This window comes from Streptomyces asoensis (assembly GCF_013085465.1).
In the GTDB taxonomy this organism is placed as follows: domain Bacteria; phylum Actinomycetota; class Actinomycetes; order Streptomycetales; family Streptomycetaceae; genus Streptomyces; species Streptomyces cacaoi_A.
In genome coordinates, this window is the sequence record NZ_CP049838.1 from 7,271,966 (window position 1) to 7,298,271 (window position 26,306).

The 26,306-nt window shown below is 66.9% G+C and carries 13 protein-coding genes, 1 tRNA gene and 3 rRNA genes; 14 read left to right on the plus strand and 3 right to left on the minus strand.

Features of this window, described 5'->3' with window-relative positions; translation table 11 throughout:
* Positions 1-29 precede the first annotated feature (29 nt).
* Positions 30-782 (plus strand): 4-hydroxy-tetrahydrodipicolinate reductase, encoded by a 753-nt coding sequence (gene dapB / locus G9272_RS32790; RefSeq protein ID WP_171399858.1) that lies wholly within the window; start codon positions 30-32, stop codon positions 780-782.
* Positions 783-789: 7 nt separating this feature from the next.
* Positions 790-1,245: a hypothetical protein gene (locus G9272_RS32795; protein WP_020128571.1), complete on the plus strand. Its 456-nt coding sequence runs from the start codon at positions 790-792 to the stop codon at positions 1,243-1,245.
* Between the two features lie 87 nt (positions 1,246-1,332).
* On the opposite strand, the gene G9272_RS32800 is transcribed toward G9272_RS32795, so the two are convergent.
* Together G9272_RS32800 and G9272_RS32805 are read right to left on the minus strand one after the other, a co-directional pair.
* Positions 1,333-1,884 (minus strand): hypothetical protein, encoded by a 552-nt coding sequence (locus G9272_RS32800; RefSeq protein ID WP_171399859.1) that lies wholly within the window; start codon positions 1,882-1,884, stop codon positions 1,333-1,335.
* 90 nt (positions 1,885-1,974) lie between these two features.
* Positions 1,975-2,211 (minus strand): hypothetical protein, encoded by a 237-nt coding sequence (locus G9272_RS32805; protein ID WP_171399860.1) that lies wholly within the window; start codon positions 2,209-2,211, stop codon positions 1,975-1,977.
* A gap of 188 nt (positions 2,212-2,399) precedes the next feature.
* Here G9272_RS32805 and thyX point away from each other — a divergent pair, with 188 nt between their 5' ends.
* From thyX to G9272_RS32845, 8 genes are all read left to right on the plus strand, one after another.
* Entirely contained in the window at positions 2,400-3,140 is a 741-nt protein-coding gene (thyX, locus tag G9272_RS32810; RefSeq protein WP_171399861.1) for an FAD-dependent thymidylate synthase, read from the plus strand.
* Between the two features lie 217 nt (positions 3,141-3,357).
* Positions 3,358-4,257, plus strand: coding sequence for a 4-hydroxy-tetrahydrodipicolinate synthase (gene dapA, locus G9272_RS32815; RefSeq protein ID WP_171399862.1), 900 nt, complete (start codon positions 3,358-3,360; stop codon positions 4,255-4,257).
* A gap of 127 nt (positions 4,258-4,384) precedes the next feature.
* Positions 4,385-6,070, plus strand: coding sequence for a ribonuclease J (locus tag G9272_RS32820; RefSeq protein WP_171399863.1), 1,686 nt, complete (start codon positions 4,385-4,387; stop codon positions 6,068-6,070).
* 522 nt (positions 6,071-6,592) lie between these two features.
* Positions 6,593-8,118: ribosomal RNA gene (locus G9272_RS32825) — 16S ribosomal RNA — on the plus strand.
* A gap of 313 nt (positions 8,119-8,431) precedes the next feature.
* Positions 8,432-11,554: ribosomal RNA gene (locus G9272_RS32830) — 23S ribosomal RNA — on the plus strand.
* 90 nt (positions 11,555-11,644) lie between these two features.
* A 5S ribosomal RNA gene (gene rrf, locus G9272_RS32835) occupies positions 11,645-11,761 on the plus strand.
* Together the 16S, 23S and 5S rRNA genes form the textbook arrangement of a ribosomal RNA operon.
* A 114-nt stretch (positions 11,762-11,875) precedes the next feature.
* Positions 11,876-12,538 (plus strand): DegT/DnrJ/EryC1/StrS family aminotransferase, encoded by a 663-nt coding sequence (locus G9272_RS32840; RefSeq protein WP_171402271.1) that lies wholly within the window; start codon positions 11,876-11,878, stop codon positions 12,536-12,538.
* A 75-nt stretch (positions 12,539-12,613) separates the two neighbouring features.
* Positions 12,614-12,689 (plus strand) — tRNA-Thr (locus G9272_RS32845).
* Positions 12,690-12,748: 59 nt separating this feature from the next.
* Here G9272_RS32845 and G9272_RS32850 read toward each other — a convergent pair.
* Complete coding sequence (locus G9272_RS32850; RefSeq protein ID WP_171399864.1) at positions 12,749-15,490, minus strand: SpoIIE family protein phosphatase; 2,742 nt, start codon at positions 15,488-15,490, stop codon at positions 12,749-12,751.
* A gap of 374 nt (positions 15,491-15,864) precedes the next feature.
* Here G9272_RS32850 and G9272_RS32855 point away from each other — a divergent pair, with 374 nt between their 5' ends.
* The 4 genes from G9272_RS32855 (at position 15,865) to G9272_RS32870 (ending at position 26,279) form a co-directional block, all read left to right on the plus strand.
* Positions 15,865-21,327, plus strand: a complete 5,463-nt coding sequence (locus G9272_RS32855; protein WP_171399865.1) for a HAMP domain-containing protein — start codon at positions 15,865-15,867, stop codon at positions 21,325-21,327.
* A 279-nt stretch (positions 21,328-21,606) separates the two neighbouring features.
* Positions 21,607-22,296, plus strand: a complete 690-nt coding sequence (locus G9272_RS32860) for a response regulator (RefSeq protein WP_171399866.1) — start codon at positions 21,607-21,609, stop codon at positions 22,294-22,296.
* A 164-nt stretch (positions 22,297-22,460) separates the two neighbouring features.
* The gene (locus tag G9272_RS32865) at positions 22,461-25,184 is read left to right on the plus strand and encodes a DNA translocase FtsK (protein WP_171399867.1); all 2,724 of its coding nucleotides are present in this window, start codon (positions 22,461-22,463) and stop codon (positions 25,182-25,184) included.
* 255 nt (positions 25,185-25,439) lie between these two features.
* Complete coding sequence (locus G9272_RS32870; RefSeq protein ID WP_171399868.1) at positions 25,440-26,279, plus strand: helix-turn-helix domain-containing protein; 840 nt, start codon at positions 25,440-25,442, stop codon at positions 26,277-26,279.
* Positions 26,280-26,306 lie beyond the last annotated feature (27 nt).

Below are 26,306 nucleotides of genomic sequence, written 5' to 3' on the forward strand. Positions count from 1 at the left end.
TCGGCAACTTCGGTAAGGAAGCACAAGAGATGAGCAAGCTGCGCGTGGCGGTCCTCGGCGCCAAGGGCCGGATCGGTTCCGAGGCGGTACGGGCGGTCGAGGCCGCCGAGGACATGGAGCTGGTGGCCGCCCTCGGCCGGGGCGACAAGCTCGAGACGCTGGCCGAGAGCGGCGCCCAGGTCGTGGTCGAACTGACCACGCCCGCCTCGGTCATGGACAACCTCGACTACTGCGTACGGCACGGCATCCACGCCGTGGTGGGCACGACCGGCTGGACCGAGGAGCGCCTCGCGCACCTGACGGGCCGGCTGGCCGAGTCCCCGGGGACGGGCGTGCTCATCGCGCCCAACTTCTCCATCGGAGCAGTCCTGACCATGAAGTTCGCGCAGATCGCCGCGCCGTACTTCGAGTCCGTCGAGGTCGTGGAACTGCACCACCCCAACAAGGTGGACGCGCCCTCCGGCACCGCCACGCGCACCGCCCAGCTCATCGCCGAGGCCCGTCGCGAGGCGGGCACGGCCCCGGCGCCGGACGCCACGGAGACGGGCCTGGACGGCGCGCGGGGCGCGAACGTCGACGGCATCCCGGTGCACGCCGTCCGGCTGCGCGGGCTGCTGGCCCACCAGGAGGTGCTGCTGGGCGGCGAGGGCGAGACCCTCACGGTCCGCCACGACTCGCTGCACCACAGCAGCTTCATGCCGGGCATCCTGCTGGGCGCCCGCCGGGTGGTGTCGACTCCGGGCCTCACCTTCGGCCTGGAAAACTTCCTCGACCTCGGCTGAGGCTGACATGCGCGCCAAGCTCTCGTACGCCGTCACGGCCGCCGTCCTGGTCTTCTACTTCGCCCTGGTAGGCAGCCGCGGCGTCATGCTCATCCAGGCCGGCACACTCCTGACCGTCACCTTCGGCGTGGCGGTGCTGATCCTGCCGGTCATCGGCGTCTGGTTCCTGTGGAAGAACACCCAGTTCGTCCGCCGGGCCAACGCCCTCGCCGCCGAACTCGACGCCGAGGGCGGACTGCCCGTCGACGAACTGAAGCGCACCGCGAGCGGCCGCGTCGACCGCGACTCCGCCGACGAGGTCTTCGACCGGCGCAAGGCCGAGACCGAGGCGGCTCCCGACGACTGGCGCACCTGGTTCCGCCTCGCCGTCGCCTACCACGACGCCCGGGACACCCCGCGGGCCCGCAAGGCGATGCAACGCGCGATCAGCCTGCACGACGGCAAGCCGGTGCAGACCGTCTGAGCCGTACGCCGAAGGGGCCGGCCCGCACCTGTGGCGGACCGGCCCCTTCGCGTGTCTGACCGGATGCCGGATCCGGTGTCCGGGGGATCAGCCGCGCCGGTTCTCCGCGGCCCACGCCTCGACCGCGTCCGCCGCCCGGTCGAACGCCTCGGCACGGGCCAGGAAGTCCGCGCCGTGCGTGGTCAGCAGCTGCGTGGCCTCCTCGGGGCGGTCCCGCCGTCCGACGGTCAGGGCCTGCCCCTGGACGGTCCGCGGCAGCCCCAGCCAGCGCACCGGCTGCTGCACGGTCCGCACCGCCACGACCCGCTCCCAGGGCAGCGTGCGGGTGAGGAGGAACCGCACGTGCCGCAGCCCGCGGTCGCTCACCCACACACCCATACGCAGCAACCGCAGGGCGGCGGCGATCACGAGCAGGGAACAGCCGAAGACGGCACCGGCCTCGGACGCCGACCCGGTCAACGCGATGATGACGGCCGCGAACAGCACGTACGAGGCGAGCAGCAGCGCCAACGCGGCCACCCCGACCCGCCAGGGTCCGGGCCGGTAGGGGCGCCGCCAGCGCTCCCGGTCCTCGAAGGGCAACGCGACGTCGTCCGCCGCCTCGAATGCGCGGTCGGCCGTCAGGAAGGGCAGGGGCACGGCTGGTCCTCACTCGTCCATGCGTGGGCTGTGCCCGGTGAGGTTATCCGCCTGTGTCCCGGCTCACCACCATCGGGGGGCCGGATGTCGTCAGTGCCCCTGGGACGCCTGCGACTGCCCAGTCTCCGCCGAGTGGTCCAGGCTCAGCGCCGGCATCCCGATGACCAGGGAGCCCACCAGCGCGGCCACGACGGTGAGTCCCAACAGCCAACGCCCGGCTATCTGACCGGCGGACGAGTGCTCGGAGGGCGGGGGAGTGACATTGCTACGGAACCTGTCGGCCTCGGCGAGAAAGGCGAAGGGTACGGGCTCGCGCCGGCGGAACATGATGGGTACGTCCTCCTGGGGCTTTCGATCGGGCGCTTTCACTGATACAGACGAGCGAGTGCCCGAAAACGTGCCCCATATCAGCAGACGTCCCGCACGAATCCCGCGGCACGCCCGTGGACGTCCGGCTCGGCGGCCCCCGTAGAGTTGGCGCCGCTCCGAAGACGCGATGGAAGGACCCCCGCACAGTGACCGACAGCCCCGCCGACGACCTCAAGCCCGGCTTCCGCAGCGACGTCACCGTCGAACTGGTCAAGCACACCGCGTCCGACGCCGACGTGCTCTTCGCCGCCCGCGTCTCGACCGCCGGCGAGCAGTCCCTGGACGAGCTGGGCAAGGACCCGGAGCGCTCCAAGGGCCTGATCAACTACCTCATGCGGGACCGGCACGGCAGCCCCTTCGAGCACAACTCGATGACGTTCTTCATCAGTGCCCCGATCTTCGTCTTCCGCGAGTTCATGCGCCACCGCGTGGGCTGGTCGTACAACGAGGAGTCCGGCCGCTACCGCGAGCTCCAGCCCGTCTTCTACGTCCCCGGAGAGTCCCGCAAACTCGTTCAGCAGGGCCGTCCCGGCAAGTACGTCTTCGCCGAGGGCACGCAGGCCCAGCAGGAGCTCGTCGGCCGCACCATGGAGGAGTCCTACCTCCGGGCCTACGAGGCCTACCAGGAGATGCTCTCCGCCGGCGTAGCCCGCGAGGTCGCCCGCGCGGTCCTCCCGGTCGGCCTGTTCTCGTCGATGTACGCCACCTGCAACGCCCGCTCGCTGATGCACTTCCTCGGCCTGCGCACCCAGCACGAGCTGGCGAAGGTCCCGTCCTTCCCGCAGCGGGAGATCGAGATGGTGGGCGAGAAGATGGAGGCCGAGTGGGCCGGTCTCATGCCTCTCACGTACGCGGCCTTCAACGCCAACGGCCGAGTGGCGCCCTGACTGACAGCGCGACGGGGACGAGCGACGGAGACGTATGTACGGATCATCCGCGCGAAGTGTCCGTATTGCGGCATTTGGAGAAGTTCATCTAGCCTGATCAAACGGACCCGGCACTGCTTGAACCCCCGAGCAGGCAGTGCCGGGTTCCATCTTTGTCATGACTTTCCGCACCCCCCGTGGGCAGACCACACGGTGAGCAACGAGTAGCGTGTTACCCATGGCTCCGACCTCCACTCCGCAGACCCCCTTCGGGCGGGTCCTCACCGCCATGGTCACGCCCTTCACGGCGGACGGCGCACTCGACCTCGACGGCGCACAGCGGCTCGCCACCCACCTGGTGGACGCAGGCAACGACGGCCTGATCGTCAACGGCACCACCGGCGAGTCCCCCACCACCAGTGACGCGGAGAAATCGGACCTGGTACGAGCCGTCCTGGAGGCCGTCGGAGACCGTGCCCACGTCGTCGCCGGCGTCGGCACCAACGACACCCACCACAGTGTCGAACTCGCCCGCGCGGCCGAGAAGGCGGGTGCGCACGGCCTCCTGGTCGTCACCCCGTACTACAACAAGCCCCCTCAGGAGGGCCTGTACCGGCACTTCACCACCGTCGCCGACGCGGCCGAGCTGCCGGTCATGCTCTACGACATCCCCGGCCGCAGCGGCGTCCCGATCAGCACCGAGACCCTGGTCCGCCTGGCGGCGCACCCGCGGATCGTCGCCAACAAGGACGCCAAGGGCGACCTGGGCCGCGCGAGCTGGGCCATCGCACGCTCCGGTCTGGCCTGGTACTCCGGTGACGACATGCTGAACCTGCCGCTGCTCTCCGTGGGCGCGGTCGGTTTCGTCTCCGTCGTCGGCCACGTGGTCACCCCGGACCTGCGCGCCCTCGTCGAGGCGTTCACCGCCGGGGACGTCCAGAAGGCGACCGAGATCCACCAGAAGCTGCTCCCGGTCTACACGGGCATGTTCCGTACCCAGGGCGTGATGACCACCAAGGCGGCGCTCACCCTGCTGGGCCTGCCCGCCGGCCCGCTGCGCCCGCCCATGGTCGAGTGCTCGTCGGAAGAGATCGAACAGCTCAAGATCGATCTTGCGGCGGGCGGGGTACAGCTCTGACAACAGACTTCACAACTGAATAGCAGGCCACCGGTGCCTGCAATCCACAACGACAACTGCTACTGCACGAACGTCATGCGCGCCACGTGCCCACCGGTACGTGGCGTGTGTGGTTGAGGAGAGTCTTTTGAGTCATCCGCATCCCGAACTTGCCCCGCCCCCGCCGCTCCCGGCGGGCGGCCTCAGGGTCACCCCGCTCGGCGGTCTCGGCGAAATCGGCCGGAACATGACGGTCTTCGAGTACGGCGGCCGCCTGCTGATCGTCGACTGCGGCGTGCTTTTCCCCGAGGAGGAGCAGCCCGGAATCGACCTGATCCTGCCGGACTTCACGTCCATCCGGGACCGCCTCGACGACATCGAGGGCATCGTCCTCACCCACGGTCACGAGGACCACATCGGTGCCGTCCCCTATCTCCTCCGGGAGAAGCCGGACATCCCGCTGATCGGCTCCAAGCTGACCCTCGCATTCATCGAGGCCAAGCTCCAGGAGCACCGGATCCGCCCGTACACCCTCGAGGTGACGGAGGGACACCGTGAGCGCATCGGCCCCTTCGACTGCGAGTTCATCGCCGTCAACCACTCGATCCCGGACGCCCTCGCCGTCGCCATCCGCACGCCGGCGGGCATGGTGGTCCACACGGGCGACTTCAAGATGGACCAGCTCCCGCTGGACGGCCGTCTCACGGATCTACACGCGTTCGCACGTCTGAGCGAGGAGGGCATCGACCTCCTTCTCTCCGACTCCACGAACGCCGAGGTCCCCGGTTTCGTGGCGCCCGAGCGGGACATCTCCAACGTCCTGCGCACGGTCTTCGCGAACGCCCGCAAGCGGATCATCGTGGCCAGCTTCGCCAGCCACATCCACCGCATCCAGCAGATCCTGGACACGGCGCACGAGTACGGTCGCCGCGTCGCCTTCGTGGGCCGCTCGATGGTCCGCAACATGGGTATCGCCCGCGACCTGGGTTATCTGAAGGTCCCGCCGGGCCTGGTGGTGGACGTCAAGACACTCGACGACCTGCCCGACCACGAGGTGGTCCTGGTCTGCACGGGCTCCCAGGGCGAACCGATGGCGGCCCTGTCGCGCATGGCCAACCGCGACCACCAGATCCGCATCGTCCCCGGCGACACGGTGATCCTGGCGTCGTCGCTCATCCCCGGCAACGAGAACGCGGTCTACCGCGTGATCAACGGCCTGACCCGCTGGGGCGCGCACGTCGTCCACAAGGGCAACGCCAAGGTGCACGTCTCGGGCCACGCGTCCGCGGGCGAGCTCCTGTACTTCTACAACATCTGCCGCCCGAAGAACCTGATGCCGGTCCACGGCGAATGGCGCCATCTGCGCGCCAACGCCGAGCTGGGCGCCATGACCGGCGTCCCGCACGACCGCATCGTGATCGCCGAGGACGGCGTGGTCGTCGACCTCGTCGAGGGCAAGGCGAAGATCTCCGGCAAGGTCCAGGCGGGTTACGTCTATGTCGACGGCCTCTCGGTCGGCGACGTGGGCGAGCCGGCCCTCAAGGACCGGAAGATCCTGGGCGACGAGGGCATCATCTCGGTGTTCGTCGTCGTGGACTCCTCCACCGGCAAGATCACCGGCGGCCCGCACATCCAGGCCCGCGGTTCGGGCATCGACGACTCGGCCTTCTCGGCCGTCGCCCCGAAGATCGCCGAGGTCCTGGAACGCTCCGCCCAGGACGGCGTGGTCGAGCCCCACCAGCTCCAGCAGCTCATCCGCCGCACGCTGGGCAAGTGGGTCTCCGACACCTACCGCCGCAGGCCGATGATCCTCCCGGTCGTGGTCGAGGTCTGAGCGACGTACGGCTCCTCGTACGCGTGAACCTGGAGCGGGGCTCCTCGATTTGCATCGAGGAGCCCCGCTCCAGTACGTTTACGTCTCCGCCTGAACGGGAACCCGGTACACCTCGTGCCCCGGGAGCAGTATCCGGAGGGGGCGGGAAAACCGACTCAGAACTTCTGATAAAGTCGGAACCGCCGGAAAGGAAACCGCGAAACAAAAGCGGGAACCTGGAAAGCACCGAGGAAATCGGGTCGAGAAAAGATCTGATAGAGTCGGAAACGCAAGACCGAAGGGAAGCGCCCGGAGGAAAGCCTGAGAGAGTCTCTCGGGTGAGTACAAAGGAAGCGTCCGTTCCTTGAGAACTCAACAGCGTGCCAAAAATCAACGCCAGATATGTTGATACCCTGTCCCCGGCAGTGATAGCCGAGGATGAGGTTCCTTTGAAACAAAACACAGCGAGGACGCTGTGAACGGCCGGGCTTATTCCGCCTGGCTGTTCCGCTCTCGTGGTGTCGACCGGATTACCGGTAAACATTCACGGAGAGTTTGATCCTGGCTCAGGACGAACGCTGGCGGCGTGCTTAACACATGCAAGTCGAACGATGAACCACTTCGGTGGGGATTAGTGGCGAACGGGTGAGTAACACGTGGGCAATCTGCCCTTCACTCTGGGACAAGCCCTGGAAACGGGGTCTAATACCGGATAGCACTTCCACTCGCATGGGTGGAGGTTGAAAGCTCCGGCGGTGAAGGATGAGCCCGCGGCCTATCAGCTTGTTGGTGAGGTAATGGCTCACCAAGGCGACGACGGGTAGCCGGCCTGAGAGGGCGACCGGCCACACTGGGACTGAGACACGGCCCAGACTCCTACGGGAGGCAGCAGTGGGGAATATTGCACAATGGGCGAAAGCCTGATGCAGCGACGCCGCGTGAGGGATGACGGCCTTCGGGTTGTAAACCTCTTTCAGCAGGGAAGAAGCGAAAGTGACGGTACCTGCAGAAGAAGCGCCGGCTAACTACGTGCCAGCAGCCGCGGTAATACGTAGGGCGCAAGCGTTGTCCGGAATTATTGGGCGTAAAGAGCTCGTAGGCGGTCTGTCACGTCGGATGTGAAAGCCCGGGGCTTAACCCCGGGTCTGCATTCGATACGGGCAGACTAGAGTGTGGTAGGGGAGATCGGAATTCCTGGTGTAGCGGTGAAATGCGCAGATATCAGGAGGAACACCGGTGGCGAAGGCGGATCTCTGGGCCATTACTGACGCTGAGGAGCGAAAGCGTGGGGAGCGAACAGGATTAGATACCCTGGTAGTCCACGCCGTAAACGGTGGGAACTAGGTGTTGGCGACATTCCACGTCGTCGGTGCCGCAGCTAACGCATTAAGTTCCCCGCCTGGGGAGTACGGCCGCAAGGCTAAAACTCAAAGGAATTGACGGGGGCCCGCACAAGCAGCGGAGCATGTGGCTTAATTCGACGCAACGCGAAGAACCTTACCAAGGCTTGACATACACCGGAAAGCATTAGAGATAGTGCCCCCCTTGTGGTCGGTGTACAGGTGGTGCATGGCTGTCGTCAGCTCGTGTCGTGAGATGTTGGGTTAAGTCCCGCAACGAGCGCAACCCTTGTTCTGTGTTGCCAGCATGCCCTTCGGGGTGATGGGGACTCACAGGAGACTGCCGGGGTCAACTCGGAGGAAGGTGGGGACGACGTCAAGTCATCATGCCCCTTATGTCTTGGGCTGCACACGTGCTACAATGGCCGGTACAAAGAGCTGCGAAACCGTGAGGTGGAGCGAATCTCAAAAAGCCGGTCTCAGTTCGGATTGGGGTCTGCAACTCGACCCCATGAAGTCGGAGTTGCTAGTAATCGCAGATCAGCATTGCTGCGGTGAATACGTTCCCGGGCCTTGTACACACCGCCCGTCACGTCACGAAAGTCGGTAACACCCGAAGCCGGTGGCCCAACCCCTTGTGGGAGGGAGCTGTCGAAGGTGGGACTGGCGATTGGGACGAAGTCGTAACAAGGTAGCCGTACCGGAAGGTGCGGCTGGATCACCTCCTTTCTAAGGAGCACTTCTTACCGAGTTCGCTCGGTCAGAGGCCAGTACATCGGCGTACGTCCGATGCTGGTTGCTCATGGGTGGAACGTTGATTATTCGGCCGGGTTTCCGGGTCGGAGGCTGCAAGTACTGCTCGTAAGGGCGTGGAAAGCATGATCTTCGGACGGGAGCTGGCCGGGCACGCTGTTGGGTGTCTGAGGGTATGGCCGTATGGCTGCCTTCAGTGCCGGCCCCAGTGCACTCGAAACCGTAGGGTTTCGGGGTGATGGGTGGCTGGTCGTTGTTTGAGAACTGCACAGTGGACGCGAGCATCTGTGGCCAAGTTTTTAAGGGCGCACGGTGGATGCCTTGGCACCAGGAACCGATGAAGGACGTGGGAGGCCACGATAGTCCCCGGGGAGTCGTCAACCAGGCTTTGATCCGGGGGTTTCCGAATGGGGAAACCCGGCAGTCGTCATGGGCTGTCACCCGCTGCTGAACACATAGGCAGTGTGGAGGGAACGCGGGGAAGTGAAACATCTCAGTACCCGCAGGAAGAGAAAACAACCGTGATTCCGGGAGTAGTGGCGAGCGAAACCGGATGAGGCCAAACCGTATACGTGTGAGACCCGGCAGGGGTTGCGTGTACGGGGTTGTGGGATCTCTCTTTCACAGTCTGCCGGCTGTGAGACGAGTCAGAAACCGTTGATGTAGGCGAAGGACATGCGAAAGGTCCGGCGTAGAGGGTAAGACCCCCGTAGTCGAAACATCAGCGGCTCGTTTGAGAGACACCCAAGTAGCACGGGGCCCGAGAAATCCCGTGTGAATCTGGCGGGACCACCCGCTAAGCCTAAATATTCCCTGGTGACCGATAGCGGATAGTACCGTGAGGGAATGGTGAAAAGTACCGCGGGAGCGGAGTGAAATAGTACCTGAAACCGTGTGCCTACAAGCCGTGGGAGCGTCGGACGGAGAGCTTGCTCTTCGTCTCGTGACTGCGTGCCTTTTGAAGAATGAGCCTGCGAGTTTGCGGTGTGTTGCGAGGTTAACCCGAGTGGGGTAGCCGTAGCGAAAGCGAGTCCGAATAGGGCGTTTCAGTAGCACGCTCAAGACCCGAAGCGGAGTGATCTAGCCATGGGCAGGTTGAAGCGGAGGTAAGACTTCGTGGAGGACCGAACCCACCAGGGTTGAAAACCTGGGGGATGACCTGTGGTTAGGGGTGAAAGGCCAATCAAACTCCGTGATAGCTGGTTCTCCCCGAAATGCATTTAGGTGCAGCGTCGTGTGTTTCTTGCCGGAGGTAGAGCACTGGATAGGCGATGGGCCCTACCGGGTTACTGACCTTAGCCAAACTCCGAATGCCGGTAAGTGAGAGCGCGGCAGTGAGACTGTGGGGGATAAGCTCCATGGTCGAGAGGGAAACAGCCCAGAGCATCGACTAAGGCCCCTAAGCGTACGCTAAGTGGGAAAGGATGTGGAGTCGCACAGACAACCAGGAGGTTGGCTTAGAAGCAGCCACCCTTGAAAGAGTGCGTAATAGCTCACTGGTCTAGTGATTCCGCGCCGACAATGTAGCGGGGCTCAAGCGTACCGCCGAAGTCGTGTCATTGCAGCAATAGGGCCAACGCCCGCTGTGATGGGTAGGGGAGCGTCGTGTGCCGGGTGAAGCAGCACCGGAAGGTAGTTGTGGACGGTTCACGAGTGAGAATGCAGGCATGAGTAGCGATACACACGTGAGAAACGTGTGCGCCGATTGACTAAGGGTTCCTGGGTCAAGCTGATCTGCCCAGGGTAAGTCGGGACCTAAGGCGAGGCCGACAGGCGTAGTCGATGGATAACCGGTTGATATTCCGGTACCCGCTGTGAAGCGTCAAACATCGAACCAGGCGATGCTAAGTCCGTGAAGCCGTTCCGGACCCTTCGGGGAAAGGAAAGTGGTGGAGCCGGCGAACCAGACTTGCAGTAGGTGAGTGATGGGGTGACGCAGGAAGGTAGTCCATCCCGGGCGGTGGTTGTCCCGGGGTAAGGGTGTAGGACGAACGGTAGGCAAATCCGCCGTTCATATAGTCTGAGACCTGATGCCGAGCCGATTGTGGCGAAGTGGATGATCCTATGCTGTCGAGAAAAGCCTCTAGCGAGTTTCATGGCGGCCCGTACCCTAAACCGACTCAGGTGGTCAGGTAGAGAATACCGAGGCGTTCGGGTGAACTATGGTTAAGGAACTCGGCAAAATGCCCCCGTAACTTCGGGAGAAGGGGGGCCACGTCTGGTGAGAGCACTTGCTGCTCGAGCTGGGGGTGGCCGCAGAGACCAGCGAGAAGCGACTGTTTACTAAAAACACAGGTCCGTGCGAAGCCGTAAGGCGATGTATACGGACTGACGCCTGCCCGGTGCTGGAACGTTAAGGGGACCGGTTAGTCAAGATTCGTCTTGGCGAAGCTGAGAACTTAAGCGCCAGTAAACGGCGGTGGTAACTATAACCATCCTAAGGTAGCGAAATTCCTTGTCGGGTAAGTTCCGACCTGCACGAATGGCGTAACGACTTCTCGACTGTCTCAACCATAGGCCCGGTGAAATTGCACTACGAGTAAAGATGCTCGTTTCGCGCAGCAGGACGGAAAGACCCCGGGACCTTTACTACAGTTTGATATTGGTGTTCGGTTCGGCTTGTGTAGGATAGGTGGGAGACTTTGAAGCGGCCACGCCAGTGGTTGTGGAGTCGTCGTTGAAATACCACTCTGGTCGTGCTGGATGTCTAACCTGGGTCCGTGATCCGGATCAGGGACAGTGTCTGATGGGTAGTTTAACTGGGGCGGTTGCCTCCTAAAGAGTAACGGAGGCGCCCAAAGGTTCCCTCAGCCTGGTTGGCAATCAGGTGTTGAGTGTAAGTGCACAAGGGAGCTTGACTGTGAGACCGACGGGTCGAGCAGGGACGAAAGTCGGGACTAGTGATCCGGCGGTGGCTTGTGGAAGCGCCGTCGCTCAACGGATAAAAGGTACCCCGGGGATAACAGGCTGATCTTCCCCAAGAGTCCATATCGACGGGATGGTTTGGCACCTCGATGTCGGCTCGTCGCATCCTGGGGCTGGAGTCGGTCCCAAGGGTTGGGCTGTTCGCCCATTAAAGCGGTACGCGAGCTGGGTTTAGAACGTCGTGAGACAGTTCGGTCCCTATCCGCTGCGCGCGCAGGAATATTGAGAAGGGCTGTCCCTAGTACGAGAGGACCGGGACGGACGAACCTCTGGTGTGCCAGTTGTTCTGCCAAGGGCATGGCTGGTTGGCTACGTTCGGGAGGGATAACCGCTGAAAGCATCTAAGCGGGAAGCCTGCTTCGAGATGAGTATTCCCACCCCCTTGAGGGGTTAAGGCTCCCAGTAGACGACTGGGTTGATAGGCCGGATGTGGAAGCCCAGTAATGGGTGAAGCTGACTGGTACTAATAGGCCGAGGGCTTGTCCTCAGTTGCTCGCGTCCACTGTGTTGGTTCTGAAACCACGAACGGCCCCATGCCATGGTCACGGCATGGTGCGGCTGGACAGTTTCATAGTGTTTCGGTGGTCATAGCGTGAGGGAAACGCCCGGTTACATTCCGAACCCGGAAGCTAAGCCTTACAGCGCCGATGGTACTGCAGGGGGGACCCTGTGGGAGAGTAGGACACCGCCGAACAATCATTCAAAGGGTTGGTCTCTGAACTTCGGTTCAGGGACCAACCCTTTTTTGTTTTCGGCCACTTGAAGTTCATGTTCCGCCTCCAGCATCCACGGCATGGGTACTGCTGCAATGCTCAGGGCCGCAGGCGTCGGACTCGGTGACGAGGTCATCGTGTCGGCCTTCGGAAACGTGGAAGTCGCCGGAGCAGTCGCCCTGGCGGGGGCGCTTCCGGTGTTCGCCGATGTCGATCCGGTGACGTACTGCCTGGACCCGGCCGCCGTCGAAGCGGTCGTAACTCCGCGCACCGCGGCGGTTGTTGTCGTGCATCGCTTCGGTCGGCCGGCGGATGTCGGGCGGTTGCACGGAGTGGGGCAGCGGCACGGGCTGCTGGTGTTGGAACAGGGGGAGTCCGAGGCGCCGTACGACGAGATCGCGCAGCGTCGGGAGCGGGCGGCTTACCTGGACGGGCGGTTGCGCGGGGTGCGGATGCCGGACGGCGGGGACGGACACACGTATCAGCAGTACGTCGTACGGGTGCCGGGGAACGGTCGGCCCGACCGGGACGCCTTCGCGCGGGCCTTGCGGGGGAAGGGAGTCGAGTGCCGAGTGCCGGTGAAGACTCCGTTGCACCGGCTGCCCGAGTTCCGCCGGTGTGTGTCGCTGCCCGAGACCGAGCTCGCGGCGGACGAGACCCTCGCGCTGCCGGTGGACGCCTCGTTGACGAAGCGGGACATGCAGCGGATCGTGTCCGCCTGCAACGCACTCGGCGGACTGCTTCAACCCGCCTTCTGAACGAGTTTGGGAACACCGGCCAGTTCGGGGTACGATCTGTTCTGTCGCCGCGAGGGAAACCTCGAAAAGCGACCGGCCCTCTTAGCTCAGTCGGTAGAGCGTCTCCATGGTAAGGAGAAGGTCAACGGTTCGATTCCGTTAGAGGGCTCCACAAAGAAGCCCCCGCCCTTTCGGGCGGGGGCTTTCTTCATGTCCTGTCCTGCCTTTTCCTCACGCCACTCGCATCGCCAGGATCGCCATGTCGTCGGAAGGGGCGTCGGACGCGAAGCGTTCCACCGCGCGCATGATGCGGGCCGCGACCGCGCCTGCGGTGAGACCCGTGCAGGTGGTGAGGACGTCGGCGAGACCGTCGTCGCCCAGCATGCGGGTGCCCTCACGGCGCTCGGTGACGCCGTCCGTGACGCAGAGCAGGACGTCGCCCGGATCGAGGGTGACCGTCTGCTCGTAGAGCTCCAGGTCCTCCATGACGCCCAGCAGCGGCTGCGGCTCGGCGGCCGCCTCGACGGTGCCGTCCTGGCGTAGGCGCAGGGGGAGCGGGTGGCCGGCGCAGACCACCTTCAGCTCGGCGCTGCCGTCCTCCTGCGGACGCATCTCTCCGTAGAGGAGGGTCAGGAAGCGGCTGCGGGCGCCCTCGTCGAGGATGGCCGAGTTGAGGCGCTCCAGGACGGCCGGGCCGCTGAGGCCCTCGCGGGCCAGGAGGCGCAGGGCGTGGCGGGCCAGGCCGGTCACCGCCGCCGCGTTCGGGCCCGTGCCGCAGACGTCGCCGATGGCGAAGCCGTACGCGCCGTCGCTGATGGGGAAGACGTCGTAGAAGTCACCGCCGACCTCGTTGCCCTCGCCGGCCGCGCGGTAGATGACCTCGACCTCGACGCCGTCGATCTCGGGGAGCTCCGGCGGCAGCAGGCTGCGCTGGAGGGCCTGGCTGATGGCTGTGCGCTCCGAGTAGAGGCGGGCGTTGTCGAGGGCGAGGGCCGCTCGGCGGCTCAAGTCCTCGGCCAGTTCCAGGATCTCCTGGCGGAAGTGTTCGTCGGTGGGCTTGCCGAGGGTCAGCATGCCGATGACGCGGTTGCGGGCGACCAGGGGGAGGACGACCGTCTCGCCGCCCACCGCCGAGGCGGTGGCGAGCGTGGGGCCGATGCCGGACGCCACCTGGTGCGTCGGGCCGCCGGTCAGGCCGAGGCTGCGCATGGAGCTGCGCAGGGCCGCGTCGTGCGCGGCGGCGGCCGGGGCCGCCCAGACCCGGGCGCCAGGGGTGGGGACCGGGTCGGGCGGTGCGATCTTCGAGAGCAACGACTTGATGCCGTCGATGAATTCCTCGTCCTCGTGCAGGACGTACGACAGGTAGGGGTCGGAGGCCTGGTCGGCGATCGTGTAGACCGCGCACCAGGTGGCCAGGGTCGGAACCGTCATCTGGGCCATCAGGGCCAGGGTCTGGTCGCGGTCCAGGGTGCCCGCGAGGAGGTCGGAGGCCTCGACGAGGAAGCTGAGAGAGCCTCGGCGCAGGCGTTCCAACTCGCCGAGGCGGGCCGACTCCACGGCCAGGGCGATGCGGTCGGCCGCGAACTGGAGGCGCAGCGCCTCCTCGTTGGAGTAGCGGCCGGAAGCCTCCGCCGCCACGCCCAGGGAGCCCGTCAGGCGGCCCTCGACCTTCAGCGGGACCGTGACGACCGAGCGCATGCCCGTGCCGTTCAGCAGGGGTACGGCGCCGGGGACGGCCAGAAGGTCCTCGTGGACGGCCGGCATGCGGGCCGAGCCGTAGCGGCCGGGGCCCGCCTCGACGGGCACGCGCGCGAAGCGCTGGCGGGCGGAAGGCAGGCCCGTGGAGGCGCGGACCTCCAGCTCCGTCTCGTCGTCGGTCGCCAGGAGGAGGAAGGCGGAGTCGCCGTCGAGCATGTCGCGGGCGCGCTCGACGGTGCGCTGGAGGAGACCGTCGAGGTCGTCCGGGGCGGGGGAGCCGATGAACACCTCGAAGGGATCGGTGTTCTGGCCGTCCGATGTGGTGGCCGGGTCGGTGGCCGGGCCGCGCGACGGGGTCTGGAGGACCGCGCGTTCGTGGTCGCGGACGAGAAGGCAGACCGTGGAGGGCTCGCCGTCGGTGTCGCGGACGCGGAGGTGGGAGGCGTACACGGGTGTGACACGGCCGCTGGCGCCGCGGATGCCGTAGCTGCCCTCCCAGCGGGAGAGCTGGAGGGCTTCGACGATGCCGGTGCTGGTGCCGGGTGTGTGCGGCCAGGCGGCGAGGTCGGTGAGGGGTTTGCCGGTGACCTGGTCGGCCGAGTAACCGAAGAGCTCCTCGGCGTCCTCGTTCCAGGCCGAGATGGCGCCCGTGCGGTCGATCTGGACGACCGCCACGCGCACCCGGCTGTCGGCGAGCGGGAGGAGGTCGGCCGGGAGGGAGGGGCCGGCCGTGCGGGTGCCGACCGGGCGGTCGGGGAGGTCGAGCTGGAACCAGACCTGCTTGTGGGTGGGGGTGTACTCGACGCCCCAGCGGCCGGCGATGGCCGCGCACAGCTGGAGGCCGCGGCCGCCTTCGCGGTCCGGGCTGCCCATGGTGGCGAGAGAGCCCTGGAGGGGAATCTCACGTTCGGGATACCGGTCGGACACCTCGATGCGTACGCCGTCGGCGCTGCGCAGACACAGGACGTCGGCGTGAGTCCCCGCATGGACGACCGCGTTGGTCACCAGTTCGCTGGTGAGGACCACGGCGTCGTCGATGATGTCGGCGAAGCCCCAGCCCTGGAGGGTGTCGCGGACGAAGGAGCGGGCGGTCGCCACCGATCTCCCGACGGGCTCGAAGCTGGCAGCCGCGCGCGCGGTGATCACTGGACTCCTCGGCCGGTCGTCGACGTGCAGGGCTCCCTGGCCGGTCAGGTCGCCTCGCTGGTGGGGCGGGCGCGTGCTGGAAGCCCGGGGGTCCGGGGTCTGTCCCCCCGGGATCAGTCCGGTGGTCATGTGTGCGGCCGCCCCTCCGATGCCCGCTCGTGCTCGTGCCACCGCCCAGGCCGGTCGGACCGGCGTGGCTGGACAGCCTCGTGCAAGGTTACTTACCTTCCCGGTCCGTACGGATGCCGGTCGCCAGTGTTTCCGCCCGAGGGTGTGCGGACGATGTGCGAAGCTGCCGAACTGTTATGGCCTGGTTCGGCAAGGGTGAAACACTGGGCAGGCTTCTTGTGAAGGTCCGGGCAGACTGGGTGTCTTCTGAGTACAGGGGGCAGCAGCCCCCCGGGTCCGCCTGATTACATCGGGCGGAATCCGAGTGGCAACAGGTATGGCGAGCAGTAGCACCCAGGCACAGCGGTAACGGTCGACCCCTGCGGGAGGGACAAGTGGAGTCTGGCGCAGCGACGCGGGGCACTAAGGCGCGCGCGAAAGGCGGACAGTCTCTGAGCAGGCCGCGTACACCAGGTGGTGGGACGACCGTCGTGGACACGGCGGCCCTGAACCGGCTGCTGGGGGCCCTCGGCTCCATGCGGGACGGTAATTTCCGCAAGCGGCTCACGGTGTCCGGCGACGGCGTGATGTCGGAGATCGCGGCCGTGTTCAACGAGGTCGCGGACCGGAATCTGCATCTCACGGGCGAGCTGTCGCGGGTCCGGCGCATGGTGGGACGTGAGGGAAAGCTCACCGAGCGCCTGGAGACGGGCGCCTGCGAGGGATCCTGGGCGACGGCCGTCGACAACTCGAACGCGCTGGTCGACGACCTCGTACGGCCTGTTTCCGAGGTCGGGCGGGTGCTGTCGGCGGTCGCCGAGGGTGATCTGTCGCCGCGGATGGAGCTCAGGACGCACACGCCGGAGGGGGCCGGGCATCCGCTGCGCGGTGAGTTCCTGAAGGTGGGGCGGACGGTCAACAACCTCGTGGACCAGCTCTCCACGTTCACCGACGAGGTCACGCGGGTGGCCAGTGAGGTGGGGACCGAGGGCAAGCTGGGCGGTCAGGCCCAGGTGCGCGGTATGTCTGGTTCGTGGAAGGACCTGACGGAGTCCGTCAACACGATGGCGTACCGGCTGACGGCGCAGGTGCGGGACATCGCGCTGGTGACGACGGCCGTGGCCAAGGGTGATCTGTCCCGGAAGGTGACGGTTCACGTCGAGGGCGAGATGCTCGAGCTGAAGAACACCGTCAACACGATGGTGGATCAGCTCTCCGCGTTCTCGTCCGAGGTGACGCGGGTGGCCCGTGAGGTGGGTACCGAGGGCATCCTGGGCGGTCAGGCGCAGGTGTCCGGCGTGGACGGGGTGTGGAAGGAGCTCACCGATTCGGTGAACACCATGGCCGGGAACCTGACGGCCCAGGTGCGCGGGATCGCGGAGGTGACGACGGCGGTCGCCAACGGTGACCTGTCGCAGAAGGTGACGGTGTCGGCGCGCGGTGAGGTCGCGCAGCTCGCGGACACGATCAACCAGATGACCGAGACGCTGCGGACCTTCGCCGACGAGGTCACGCGCGTGGCCAACGAGGTGGGGGCCGCGGGGCAGCTGGGCGGTCAGGCGAACGTGCCGGGCGCGGCGGGCACCTGGAAGGACCTGACGGACTCCGTCAACACCGTCTTCAGGAATCTCACCACGCAGGTGAGGGACATCGCCGCCGTGACCACGGCTGTGGCCAGCGGAGATCTGTCGCAGAAGGTCACGGTGGACGTGGCCGGCGAGATGCTGGAGCTGAAGAACACCGTCAACGGGATGGTCGACCAGCTGTCGGCCTTCGGCGCCGAGGTGACCCGCGTGGCGCGGGAGATCGGGGTCGAGGGTGAACTGGGCGGTCAGGCGCAGGTGTCGGGCGCGGCCGGTACATGGAAGGACCTGACGGACTCCGTCAACACGGCGTTCCGGAATCTCACCGGACAGGTGAGGAACATCGCGCAGGTCACCACGGCCGTGGCCAACGGCGATCTGTCGCAGAAGGTCACGGTGGACGTCTCCGGCGAGATGGCCCAGCTGAAGAACACCGTGAACACGATGGTGGACCAGCTGTCGTCGTTCGCCGACCAGGTGACCCGGATGGCCCGGGACGTGGGCACCGAGGGCCGGCTGGGCGGGCAGGCCCGGGTGGACGGTGTGTCCGGCACCTGGAAGGAGTTGACGGACTCCGTCAACTCGATGGCCGGGAACCTGACCTCCCAGGTGCGCAACATCGCGCAGGTGACGACGGCCGTGGCCCGTGGTGACCTGTCGCAGAAGATCGACGTCGACGCGCGCGGGGAGATCCTCGAGCTGAAGAACACCATCAACACGATGGTCGACCAGCTCTCCGCCTTCGCCGACCAGGTGACCCGGGTGGCGCGGGACGTGGGTACCGAGGGCCGGCTGGGCGGGCAGGCGCAGGTGCCCGGCGTGGCCGGTGTGTGGCGGGACCTGACGGACTCGGTGAACGGCATGGCCGGCAACCTCACCGCTCAGGTGCGCAACATCGCCCAGGTCGCCACCGCGGTGGCCCGTGGTGACCTCTCGCAGAAGATCACCGTGGACGCGCGCGGGGAGATCCTCGAGCTGAAGAACACCCTGAACACGATGGTCGACCAGCTGTCGTCGTTCGCCCAGGAGGTCACGCGTGTGGCCCGTGAGGTGGGTACGGAGGGGCAGCTCGGCGGACAGGCCGAGGTGCAGGGTGTCTCCGGCACCTGGAAGGACCTCACCCAGTCGGTGAACTTCATGGCGAACAACCTGACGATCCAGGTGCGTCAGATCGCCGAGGTCACGACCGCGGTCGCCAAGGGCGACCTGTCGAAGAAGATCACGGTCGACGCCAAGGGCGAGATCCTGGAGCTCGTCACCACCGTCAACACGATGGTGGACCAGCTGTCGTCGTTCGCCGAGCAGGTGACCCGGGTGGCCCGCGAGGTGGGCACCGAGGGCATCCTGGGCGGCCAGGCGCACGTGCCGGGCGTCACGGGCATCTGGAAGGACCTCAGCGGCAACGTCAACCTGATGGCCAAGAACCTGACCATGCAGGTGCGCAACATCTCCCAGGTCGCGGCGGCCGTCGCCAACGGCGACCTGACGCGGCAGGTGACGATCGAGGCGCGCGGTGAGGTCCAGCAGCTCGCCGACACCTTCAACACCATGGTGAAGACGCTGAGCTCGTTCGCCGAGCAGGTCACCAAGGTGGCCCGCGAGGTGGGCACGGACGGCATCCTGGGCGGTCAGGCGCACGTGCCGGGTGTGGCGGGCACGTGGAAGGACCTCACCGACTCGGTGAACGGCATGGCGTCCAACCTGACCGGTCAGGTGCGCAACATCGCCATGGTCACGACGGCCATCGCCAAGGGTGACCTGACGAAGAAGATCGACATCGACGCGCGCGGGGAGATCCTCGAGCTGAAGACGACCATCAACACGATGGTCGACCAGCTGTCGTCGTTCGCCGAGGAGGTCACCCGGGTCGCCCGCGAGGTGGGTACCGAGGGGCAGCTGGGCGGTCAGGCACGCGTGCGTGACGTCGACGGCACCTGGCGCGACCTGACCGAGTCCGTGAACGAGATGGCCGGGAACCTGACCCGGCAGGTGCGTGCCATCGCGCGCGTGGCGACCGCGGTGACCCGCGGTGACCTGAACCTGAAGATCGACGTGGACGCGTCCGGGGAGATCCAGGAACTTCAGGACTACATCAACAAGATGATCGCCAACCTGCGCGACACCACGATCGCCAACAAGGAGCAGGACTGGCTCAAGGGCAACCTCGCGCGCGTCTCCGCCCTGATGCAGGGCCGGCGCGACCTCCAGGACGTGGCCTCGCTGATCATGAGCGAGCTGCCGCCTCTGGTGGCCGCGCAGCACGGCGCGTTCTTCCTGGCGATGCCGCCGGCCGAAGGCGACGCGGACCTGTACGAGTTGCGGATGCTGGGTTCGTACGGCTACTCGATGGGCTCCATGCCGACGTCGTTCCGGCCCGGTGAGGCGCTGGTCGGGACGGCGGCCGAGGAGAAGCGGACGATTCTCGTCGCGAACGCCCCGACCGGCTATCTGAAGATCTCCTCGGGGCTCGGCGAGGCGCCGCCCGCGCAGGTGATCGTGTTGCCGGTGCTGTTCGAGGGCCAGGTGCTCGGGGTGATCGAGCTGGCGTCGTTCACGCCGTTCACGCAGATCCAGAAGGACTTCCTGAACCAGCTCGCCGAGATGATCGCGACCAGCGTCAACACGATCTCCGTCAACACCAAGACGGAGCAGCTGCTGAAGCAGTCGCAGGAGCTGACCGAGCAACTGCGGGAGCGGTCGGCCGAGTTGGAGCAGCGGCAGAAGGCCCTTCAGGCGTCCAACGCCGAACTGGAGGAGAAGGCCGAGCTGCTGGCCCAGCAGAACCGCGACATCGAGGTGAAGAACACCGAGATCGAGGAGGCGCGGCAGGTCCTTGAGGAGCGCGCCGAGCAACTCGCGGTGTCGATGCGGTACAAGAGCGAGTTCCTCGCCAACATGTCGCACGAGCTGCGCACACCGCTCAACTCGCTGCTGATCCTGGCCAAGCTGCTCGCCGACAACGCGGACACCAACCTGACGCCGAAGCAGGTCGAGTTCGCCGAGACGATCCACGGCGCCGGGTCCGACCTGCTCCAGCTGATCAACGACATCCTCGACCTGTCGAAGGTCGAGGCGGGCAAGATGGACGTCTCGCCGACGCGTATCGCGCTCGTCCAGCTGGTCGACTACGTGGAGGCCACCTTCCGTCCGCTGACCGCGGAGAAGGGCCTCGACCTGTCCGTGCGGGTGTCGCCGGAGTTGCCGGCCACGCTGCACACCGACGAGCAGCGGCTGCTCCAGGTGCTGCGCAACCTGCTGTCCAACGCGGTGAAGTTCACCGACTCCGGGTCGGTCGAGCTGGTCATCCGGCCGGCCGGGGCGGAGGTGCCGGTGGCGATCCGGGAGCAGTTGCTGGAAGCCGGTTCGCTGACCGACGCGGACGCGCCGCTGATCGCGTTCTCGGTGACCGACACCGGCATCGGGATCGCGGCGAGCAAGATGCGGGTGATCTTCGAGGCGTTCAAGCAGGCGGACGGCACCACCAGCCGTAAGTACGGCGGTACCGGCCTCGGGCTGTCGATCTCGCGGGAGATCGCGCAGTTGCTCGGCGGTGAGATCCACGCGCAGAGCGAGACGGGCCGTGGCTCGACGTTCACGCTCTACCTGCCGCTGCACCCGAGCGAACTGCCGCCGCAGGGCTACCAGCAGGTCGTGCCCGCCCTGGAGGCCGGTGACCTGGTGGCTTCGGAGAACGGGGCGCGCGAGCTGTCGGAGCTGTCCGACGCGGAGATCGAGATGCCGGCCGAGGTGCGGTCGTACCAGGACGCGCAGAACGGGCCGGCGGCTCTCTTCCGGCGCCGGCGCCGCCTGGTGAGCGGCGGCGAGCAGGTGGGGCGGCCTGAGCAGTGGCCGGCCCGCGTGCAGGAGGCTGGGGCGCCCGCGCGCGAGGGCATCCGGTTCGGTGGTGAGAAGGTGCTGATCGTCGACGACGACATCCGCAATGTGTTCGCGCTGACCAGCGTCCTGGAACAGCACGGCCTGTCGGTGCTGTACGCGGAGAACGGCCGTGAGGGCATCGAGGTCCTGGAGCAGCACGACGACGTGGCGGTCGTCCTGATGGACATCATGATGCCCGAGATGGACGGCTACGCGACGACCACGGCCATCCGCAGGATGCCGCAGTTCTCCGGGCTGCCGATCATCGCGCTGACCGCGAAGGCGATGAAGGGCGACCGGGAGAAGGCGATCGAGTCGGGTGCCTCCGACTACGTGACGAAGCCGGTCGACCCCGATCACCTGCTGTCGGTGATGCGGCAGTGGATGCGGGACGAGTGAGGGGACCTGCGGCGTGTCAGGAACCTTCGGCGTGACGGGAACCTTCGGGTGGCGCCCGGAGTTGCTGACTCAGGGTGTCCGTTGTCGTGTAGCGGGGCGGAATTCGGGGAACCTTCTGGTCTCCTGCTGCGTTCCTGCTACGTGCACAGTGACATCACGGTGACAGGGTGTGGCGAAGGTCGGGGTGCGGCTACCATGACCGGCACAAGGAAGGGCGGCGCAAAGGAGTCGTCCCCAGGGGCGGCGCCCGGTGCACTGCCGGGGCGAGGAGGGCGGGCCATGGTGCAGAAGGCCAAGATCCTCCTGGTCGATGACCGGCCGGAGAATCTGCTGGCGCTGGAGGCGATCCTCTCTGCGCTCGATCAGACGCTGGTGCGGGCATCGTCCGGGGAAGAGGCGCTGAAAGCACTGCTGACGGACGACTTCGCGGTCATTCTGCTGGACGTTCAGATGCCGGGAATGGACGGCTTCGAGACGGCCGCGCACATCAAGCGGCGGGAGCGGACCAGGGACATCCCGATCATCTTCCTCACCGCGATCAATCACGGGCCGCACCACACCTTCCGCGGGTACGCGGCGGGCGCGGTGGACTACATCTCCAAGCCGTTCGATCCGTGGGTGCTGCGCGCGAAGGTCTCGGTGTTCGTCGAGCTCTACATGAAGAACTGCCAGCTGCGCGAGCAGGCGGCGCTGTTGCGGTTGCAGTTGGAGGGTGGCGGCGGCAAGGCTTCCACGGGCGGTGGCGTCAAGGAGTCGGCGGGGCTGCTCGCCGAGCTCTCCGCGCGGCTCGCTGCCGTCGAGGAGCAGGCTGAGGCGCTGTCCAAGCAGTTGGACGACGAGTCCGCGGACGCGGCGGCGGTGGCCACGGCGGCGCACCTGGAGCGCAAACTCACCGGTCTGCGCCGGGCGCTGGACGCCCTGGAGCCGGGAACCGGCAGCGGCCCGGCCGCGGTGCCGTCGCCGAACTGAACGGAACTGACGCGTGCGACGCATCGAGTTGTGCATGAGGGCGCGTCAGTTCCACTTCCACCGAAGGCGGACGTGTCAGTTCCGCGCCTTCGGGAGAGCGACACGAACGGGTGAAGCAGTGGGCACACGTGTCCGCTGTGGTCTCCACCGGTAACCTCACACCCATGGCCTCACGTCCGTCCGCAGCCAAGAAGCAGCCCGCCAAGAAGGCGGCTGCTCCCGCGAAGGCTCCGGCGAAGAGGGCCGCCGCCAAAAAGGCCCCCGCGAAGAAGGCGCCCGCCAGGAAAGCCGCCGCCAAGAAACCCGTGCCCGCGCCGGCCCCGAGTCCCACGGGTGGCGTCTACCGGCTGGTGCGCGCCATCTGGCTCGGACTGGCGCACGCCGTCGGCGCCGTGTTCCGCGGCATAGGGAACGGCGCGAAGAACCTCGACCCGGCACACCGCAAGGACGGCGTCGCGCTGCTGCTGTTCGGCCTCGCGCTGATCGTCGCCGCCGGGACCTGGGCCGATCTGCGCGGCCCTGTCGGCGACCTCGTCGAGATCCTGGTGACCGGCTCCTTCGGGCGGCTCGACCTGCTGGTGCCGATCCTGCTGGCGGTCATCGCCGTGCGCTTCGTCCGGCACCCCGAGAAGCCCGAGGCCAACGGCCGTATCGTGATCGGCCTGTCGGCGCTCGTCATCGGTGTGCTCGGCCAGGTCCACATCGCCTGCGGCGCGCCCGCCCGCAGCGACGGCATGCAGGCGATAAGGGACGCGGGCGGACTCATCGGCTGGGGTGCGGCGACCCCGCTGACGTACACCATGGGCGAGGTTCTCGCCGTACCGCTGCTGGTGCTGCTCACGGTCTTCGGGCTGCTGGTCGTCACGGCGACCCCGGTCAACGCCATCCCGCAGCGGCTGCGGCAGCTCGGGGTACGGCTGGGTGTGCTGCACGACCCGGCGGCGGACGAGTACGACGACCTCGACGACGACGCGCGCTACGACGAGCAGTGGCGCGAGGCGCTGCCCGGGCGCCCCCGACGGCGCTCGGGGGCCGTCCAGGCGTACGACCCCGGGGACGCCGAGCAGGAGGCGCTCTCCCGGCGGCGCGGCCGCCCCAGGCGCTCCGCGGTACCGCAGCCGTCCATGGACCGGCGGATGGACGCCGTGGACATCGCCGCGGCTGCCGCGGCCGACCTCGACGGCGCCGTCCTGCACGGCATGCCGCCTTCGCGGATCGTCGCCGACCTCACCCAGGGGGTGAGCGGCGGCGACGGGGAGCCGACCACGCCGACGCCCGTTCCGGCACCGGCCGCCCGGCCCAAGCAGGAGAAGCTCAAGACGGGTGGGGGAGCGGTCCCCGACCTGACCAAGTCGGCCCCGCAGGAGACGCGCGAGCTGCCGCCGCGCGCGGAGCAGCTCCAGCTGTCCGGCGACATCACCTACTCGCTGCCCTCGCTCGACCTCCTGGAGCGCGGCGGCCCCGGCAAGGTGCGCAGTGCTGCCAACGACGCGGTCGTCGCCTCGCTGACGAACGTCTTCACCGAGTTCAAGGTCGACGCCGCCGTCACCGGCTTCACACGCGGGCCGACGGTCACCCGCTACGAGGTCGAGCTCGGCCCCGCCGTGAAGGTCGAGCGGATCACCGCGCTCGCGAAGAACATCGCGTACGCCGTCGCCAGCCCCGACGTGCGGATCATCAGCCCGATCCCCGGCAAGTCCGCGGTCGGCATCGAGATCCCGAACACCGACCGGGAGATGGTCAACCTCGGCGACGTGCTGCGGCTCGCCGAGTCCGCCGAGGACGACGACCCGATGCTGGTCGCCTTCGGCAAGGACGTCGAGGGCGGCTATGTCATGCACTCGCTGGCCAAGATGCCGCACATGCTGGTCGCCGGCGCCACCGGCTCCGGCAAGTCGTCCTGCATCAACTGCCTGATCACCTCGGTCATGATCCGGGCGACCCCCGAGGACGTCCGGATGATCCTGGTCGACCCCAAGCGCGTCGAGCTCACCGCCTACGAGGGCATCCCGCACCTCATCACGCCGATCATCACCAACCCCAAGCGGGCCGCCGAGGCGCTCCAGTGGGTCGTACGCGAGATGGACCTGCGTTACGACGACCTCGCCGCGTACGGCTACCGGCACATCGACGACTTCAACCGCGCGGTGCGCGAGGGCACCGTCAAGCCGCCCGAGGGCAGTGAGCGTGAGCTCCAGGCGTATCCGTACCTGCTGGTGATCGTCGACGAGCTCGCCGACCTGATGATGGTCGCGCCGCGTGACGTCGAGGACTCCATCGTGCGCATCACGCAGCTCGCGCGCGCGGCCGGCATCCACCTGGTGCTCGCCACCCAGCGCCCGTCGGTCGACGTCGTCACCGGCCTGATCAAGGCGAACGTGCCCTCGCGGCTCGCCTTCGCCACCTCCTCGCTCGCCGACTCGCGCGTCATCCTCGACCAGCCGGGCGCCGAGAAACTGATCGGCAAGGGCGACGGGCTGTTCCTGCCGATGGGCGCGAACAAGCCGACCCGTATGCAGGGCGCCTTCGTGACCGAGGCCGAGGTCGCGGCCGTCGTGCAGCACTGCAAGGACCAGATGGCGCCGGTCTTCCGGGACGACGTCACGGTGGGCACCAAGCAGAAGAAGGAGATCGACGAGGACATCGGCGACGACCTCGACCTGCTGTGCCAGGCGGCCGAGCTGGTCGTCTCGACCCAGTTCGGATCGACGTCCATGCTCCAGCGCAAGCTGCGCGTCGGCTTCGCCAAGGCCGGACGGCTGATGGACCTCATGGAGTCGCGGAACATCGTCGGGCCAAGCGAGGGTTCCAAGGCGCGTGACGTTCTCGTGAAGCCGGACGAGTTGGACGGCGTGCTCGCCGTGATCCGGGGGGACTCTGGGGGGTAGACGTCAGTCAGGGAAGTGGAGGCCGGCCGTGACTCACCCGTTAGAGAGCAGTGGGCAACCGTTTCCCTTTGGCATACGTCCAGTTGAGCGAGAGGACAGGTGCGGCTCCCCGCCGGGGTCGTAACCGGCCCGTCATCGGTGTGACCGGCCATACCGATGGCGTACAAAGTCGTACCGCCCGGTTGCCCCTCCCTTTGGCACCCCCCCTAGACTGAACCTCCAGCACAGGTGGCTACACGCTCGAAAGGCGCCCCCGTGTCCATCGGCAACTCCCCTGAAGACGAGCGTCCGTTCGAAGACCCGTCCGAGGAAGCCCCCTTCTCCATCGGCCGCGCCCTGATGCAGGCCCGTATCGCGGCCGGGCTGACCGTCGATGACGTCAGTTCCGCCACCCGGGTCCGCATCGTCATCATCCACGCCATCGAGTCGGACGACTTCGCCCCCTGCGGCGGGGACGTCTACGCCCGCGGGCACATCCGGACCCTGGCCAGGGCCGTCCACCTCGACCCCGCCCCGCTGATCGAGCGGTACGACGACACCCACGGCGGCCGGCCGGCACCGACCCCGGCCGCGCCCCTGTTCGAGGCGGAACGAATCCGCCCCGAGCGGCGCGGGCCGAACTGGACCGCGGCCATGGTCGCCGCGATCGTCGCGGTGGTCGGCTTCGTCGGCTTCACCGCGTTCACGGGCGGCGACGACGACGGGTCCAAGGAGCAGGTCGCCGACGGCGCCACCCCCGCGACCGGCAAGACCGCCTCACCCACGACGAAGACCGACAAGCCCGTCGACGAGAAGCCGGAACCCTCGGACAGCGCCATCGCCGCGGCCCCCCAGGACAAGGTGACCGTCCAGGTCAGCGCCACCGACGGCCGCAGCTGGGTCGCCGCCAAGGACCACAACGGCCGGCTGCTCTTCGACGGTCTGCTCAAGAAGGGCGACTCCAAGACCTTCCAGGACAGCGAGAAGATCAACCTCGTCCTCGGCGACGCCGGCGCGATCGATCTCTACGTCAACGGCAAGAAGCTCGACGACGACTTCCGGCCCGGCGCCGTGGAGCGACTGACCTACACGAAGGGCGACCCCCAGGTCGGATAGGCGGGGCGTGCCTTCGGGTATACGGGG

Excerpts from the sequence above, each read along its gene's own strand:
- G9272_RS32840 (WP_171402271.1), top strand. The coding sequence starts at position 11,876 with ATGCTCAGGGCCGCAGGCGTCGGACTCGGTGACGAGGTCATCGTGTCG.
- dapB (WP_171399858.1), top strand. The coding sequence starts at position 30 with ATGAGCAAGCTGCGCGTGGCGGTCCTCGGCGCCAAGGGCCGGATCGGT.
- G9272_RS32795 (WP_020128571.1), top strand. The coding sequence starts at position 790 with ATGCGCGCCAAGCTCTCGTACGCCGTCACGGCCGCCGTCCTGGTCTTC.
- G9272_RS32860 (WP_171399866.1), top strand. The coding sequence starts at position 21,607 with ATGGTGCAGAAGGCCAAGATCCTCCTGGTCGATGACCGGCCGGAGAAT.
- G9272_RS32850 (WP_171399864.1), bottom strand. The coding sequence starts at position 15,490 with ATGACCACCGGACTGATCCCGGGGGGACAGACCCCGGACCCCCGGGCT.
- G9272_RS32865 (WP_171399867.1), top strand. The coding sequence starts at position 22,461 with ATGGCCTCACGTCCGTCCGCAGCCAAGAAGCAGCCCGCCAAGAAGGCG.
- dapA (WP_171399862.1), top strand. The coding sequence starts at position 3,358 with ATGGCTCCGACCTCCACTCCGCAGACCCCCTTCGGGCGGGTCCTCACC.
- G9272_RS32805 (WP_171399860.1), bottom strand. The coding sequence starts at position 2,211 with ATGTTCCGCCGGCGCGAGCCCGTACCCTTCGCCTTTCTCGCCGAGGCC.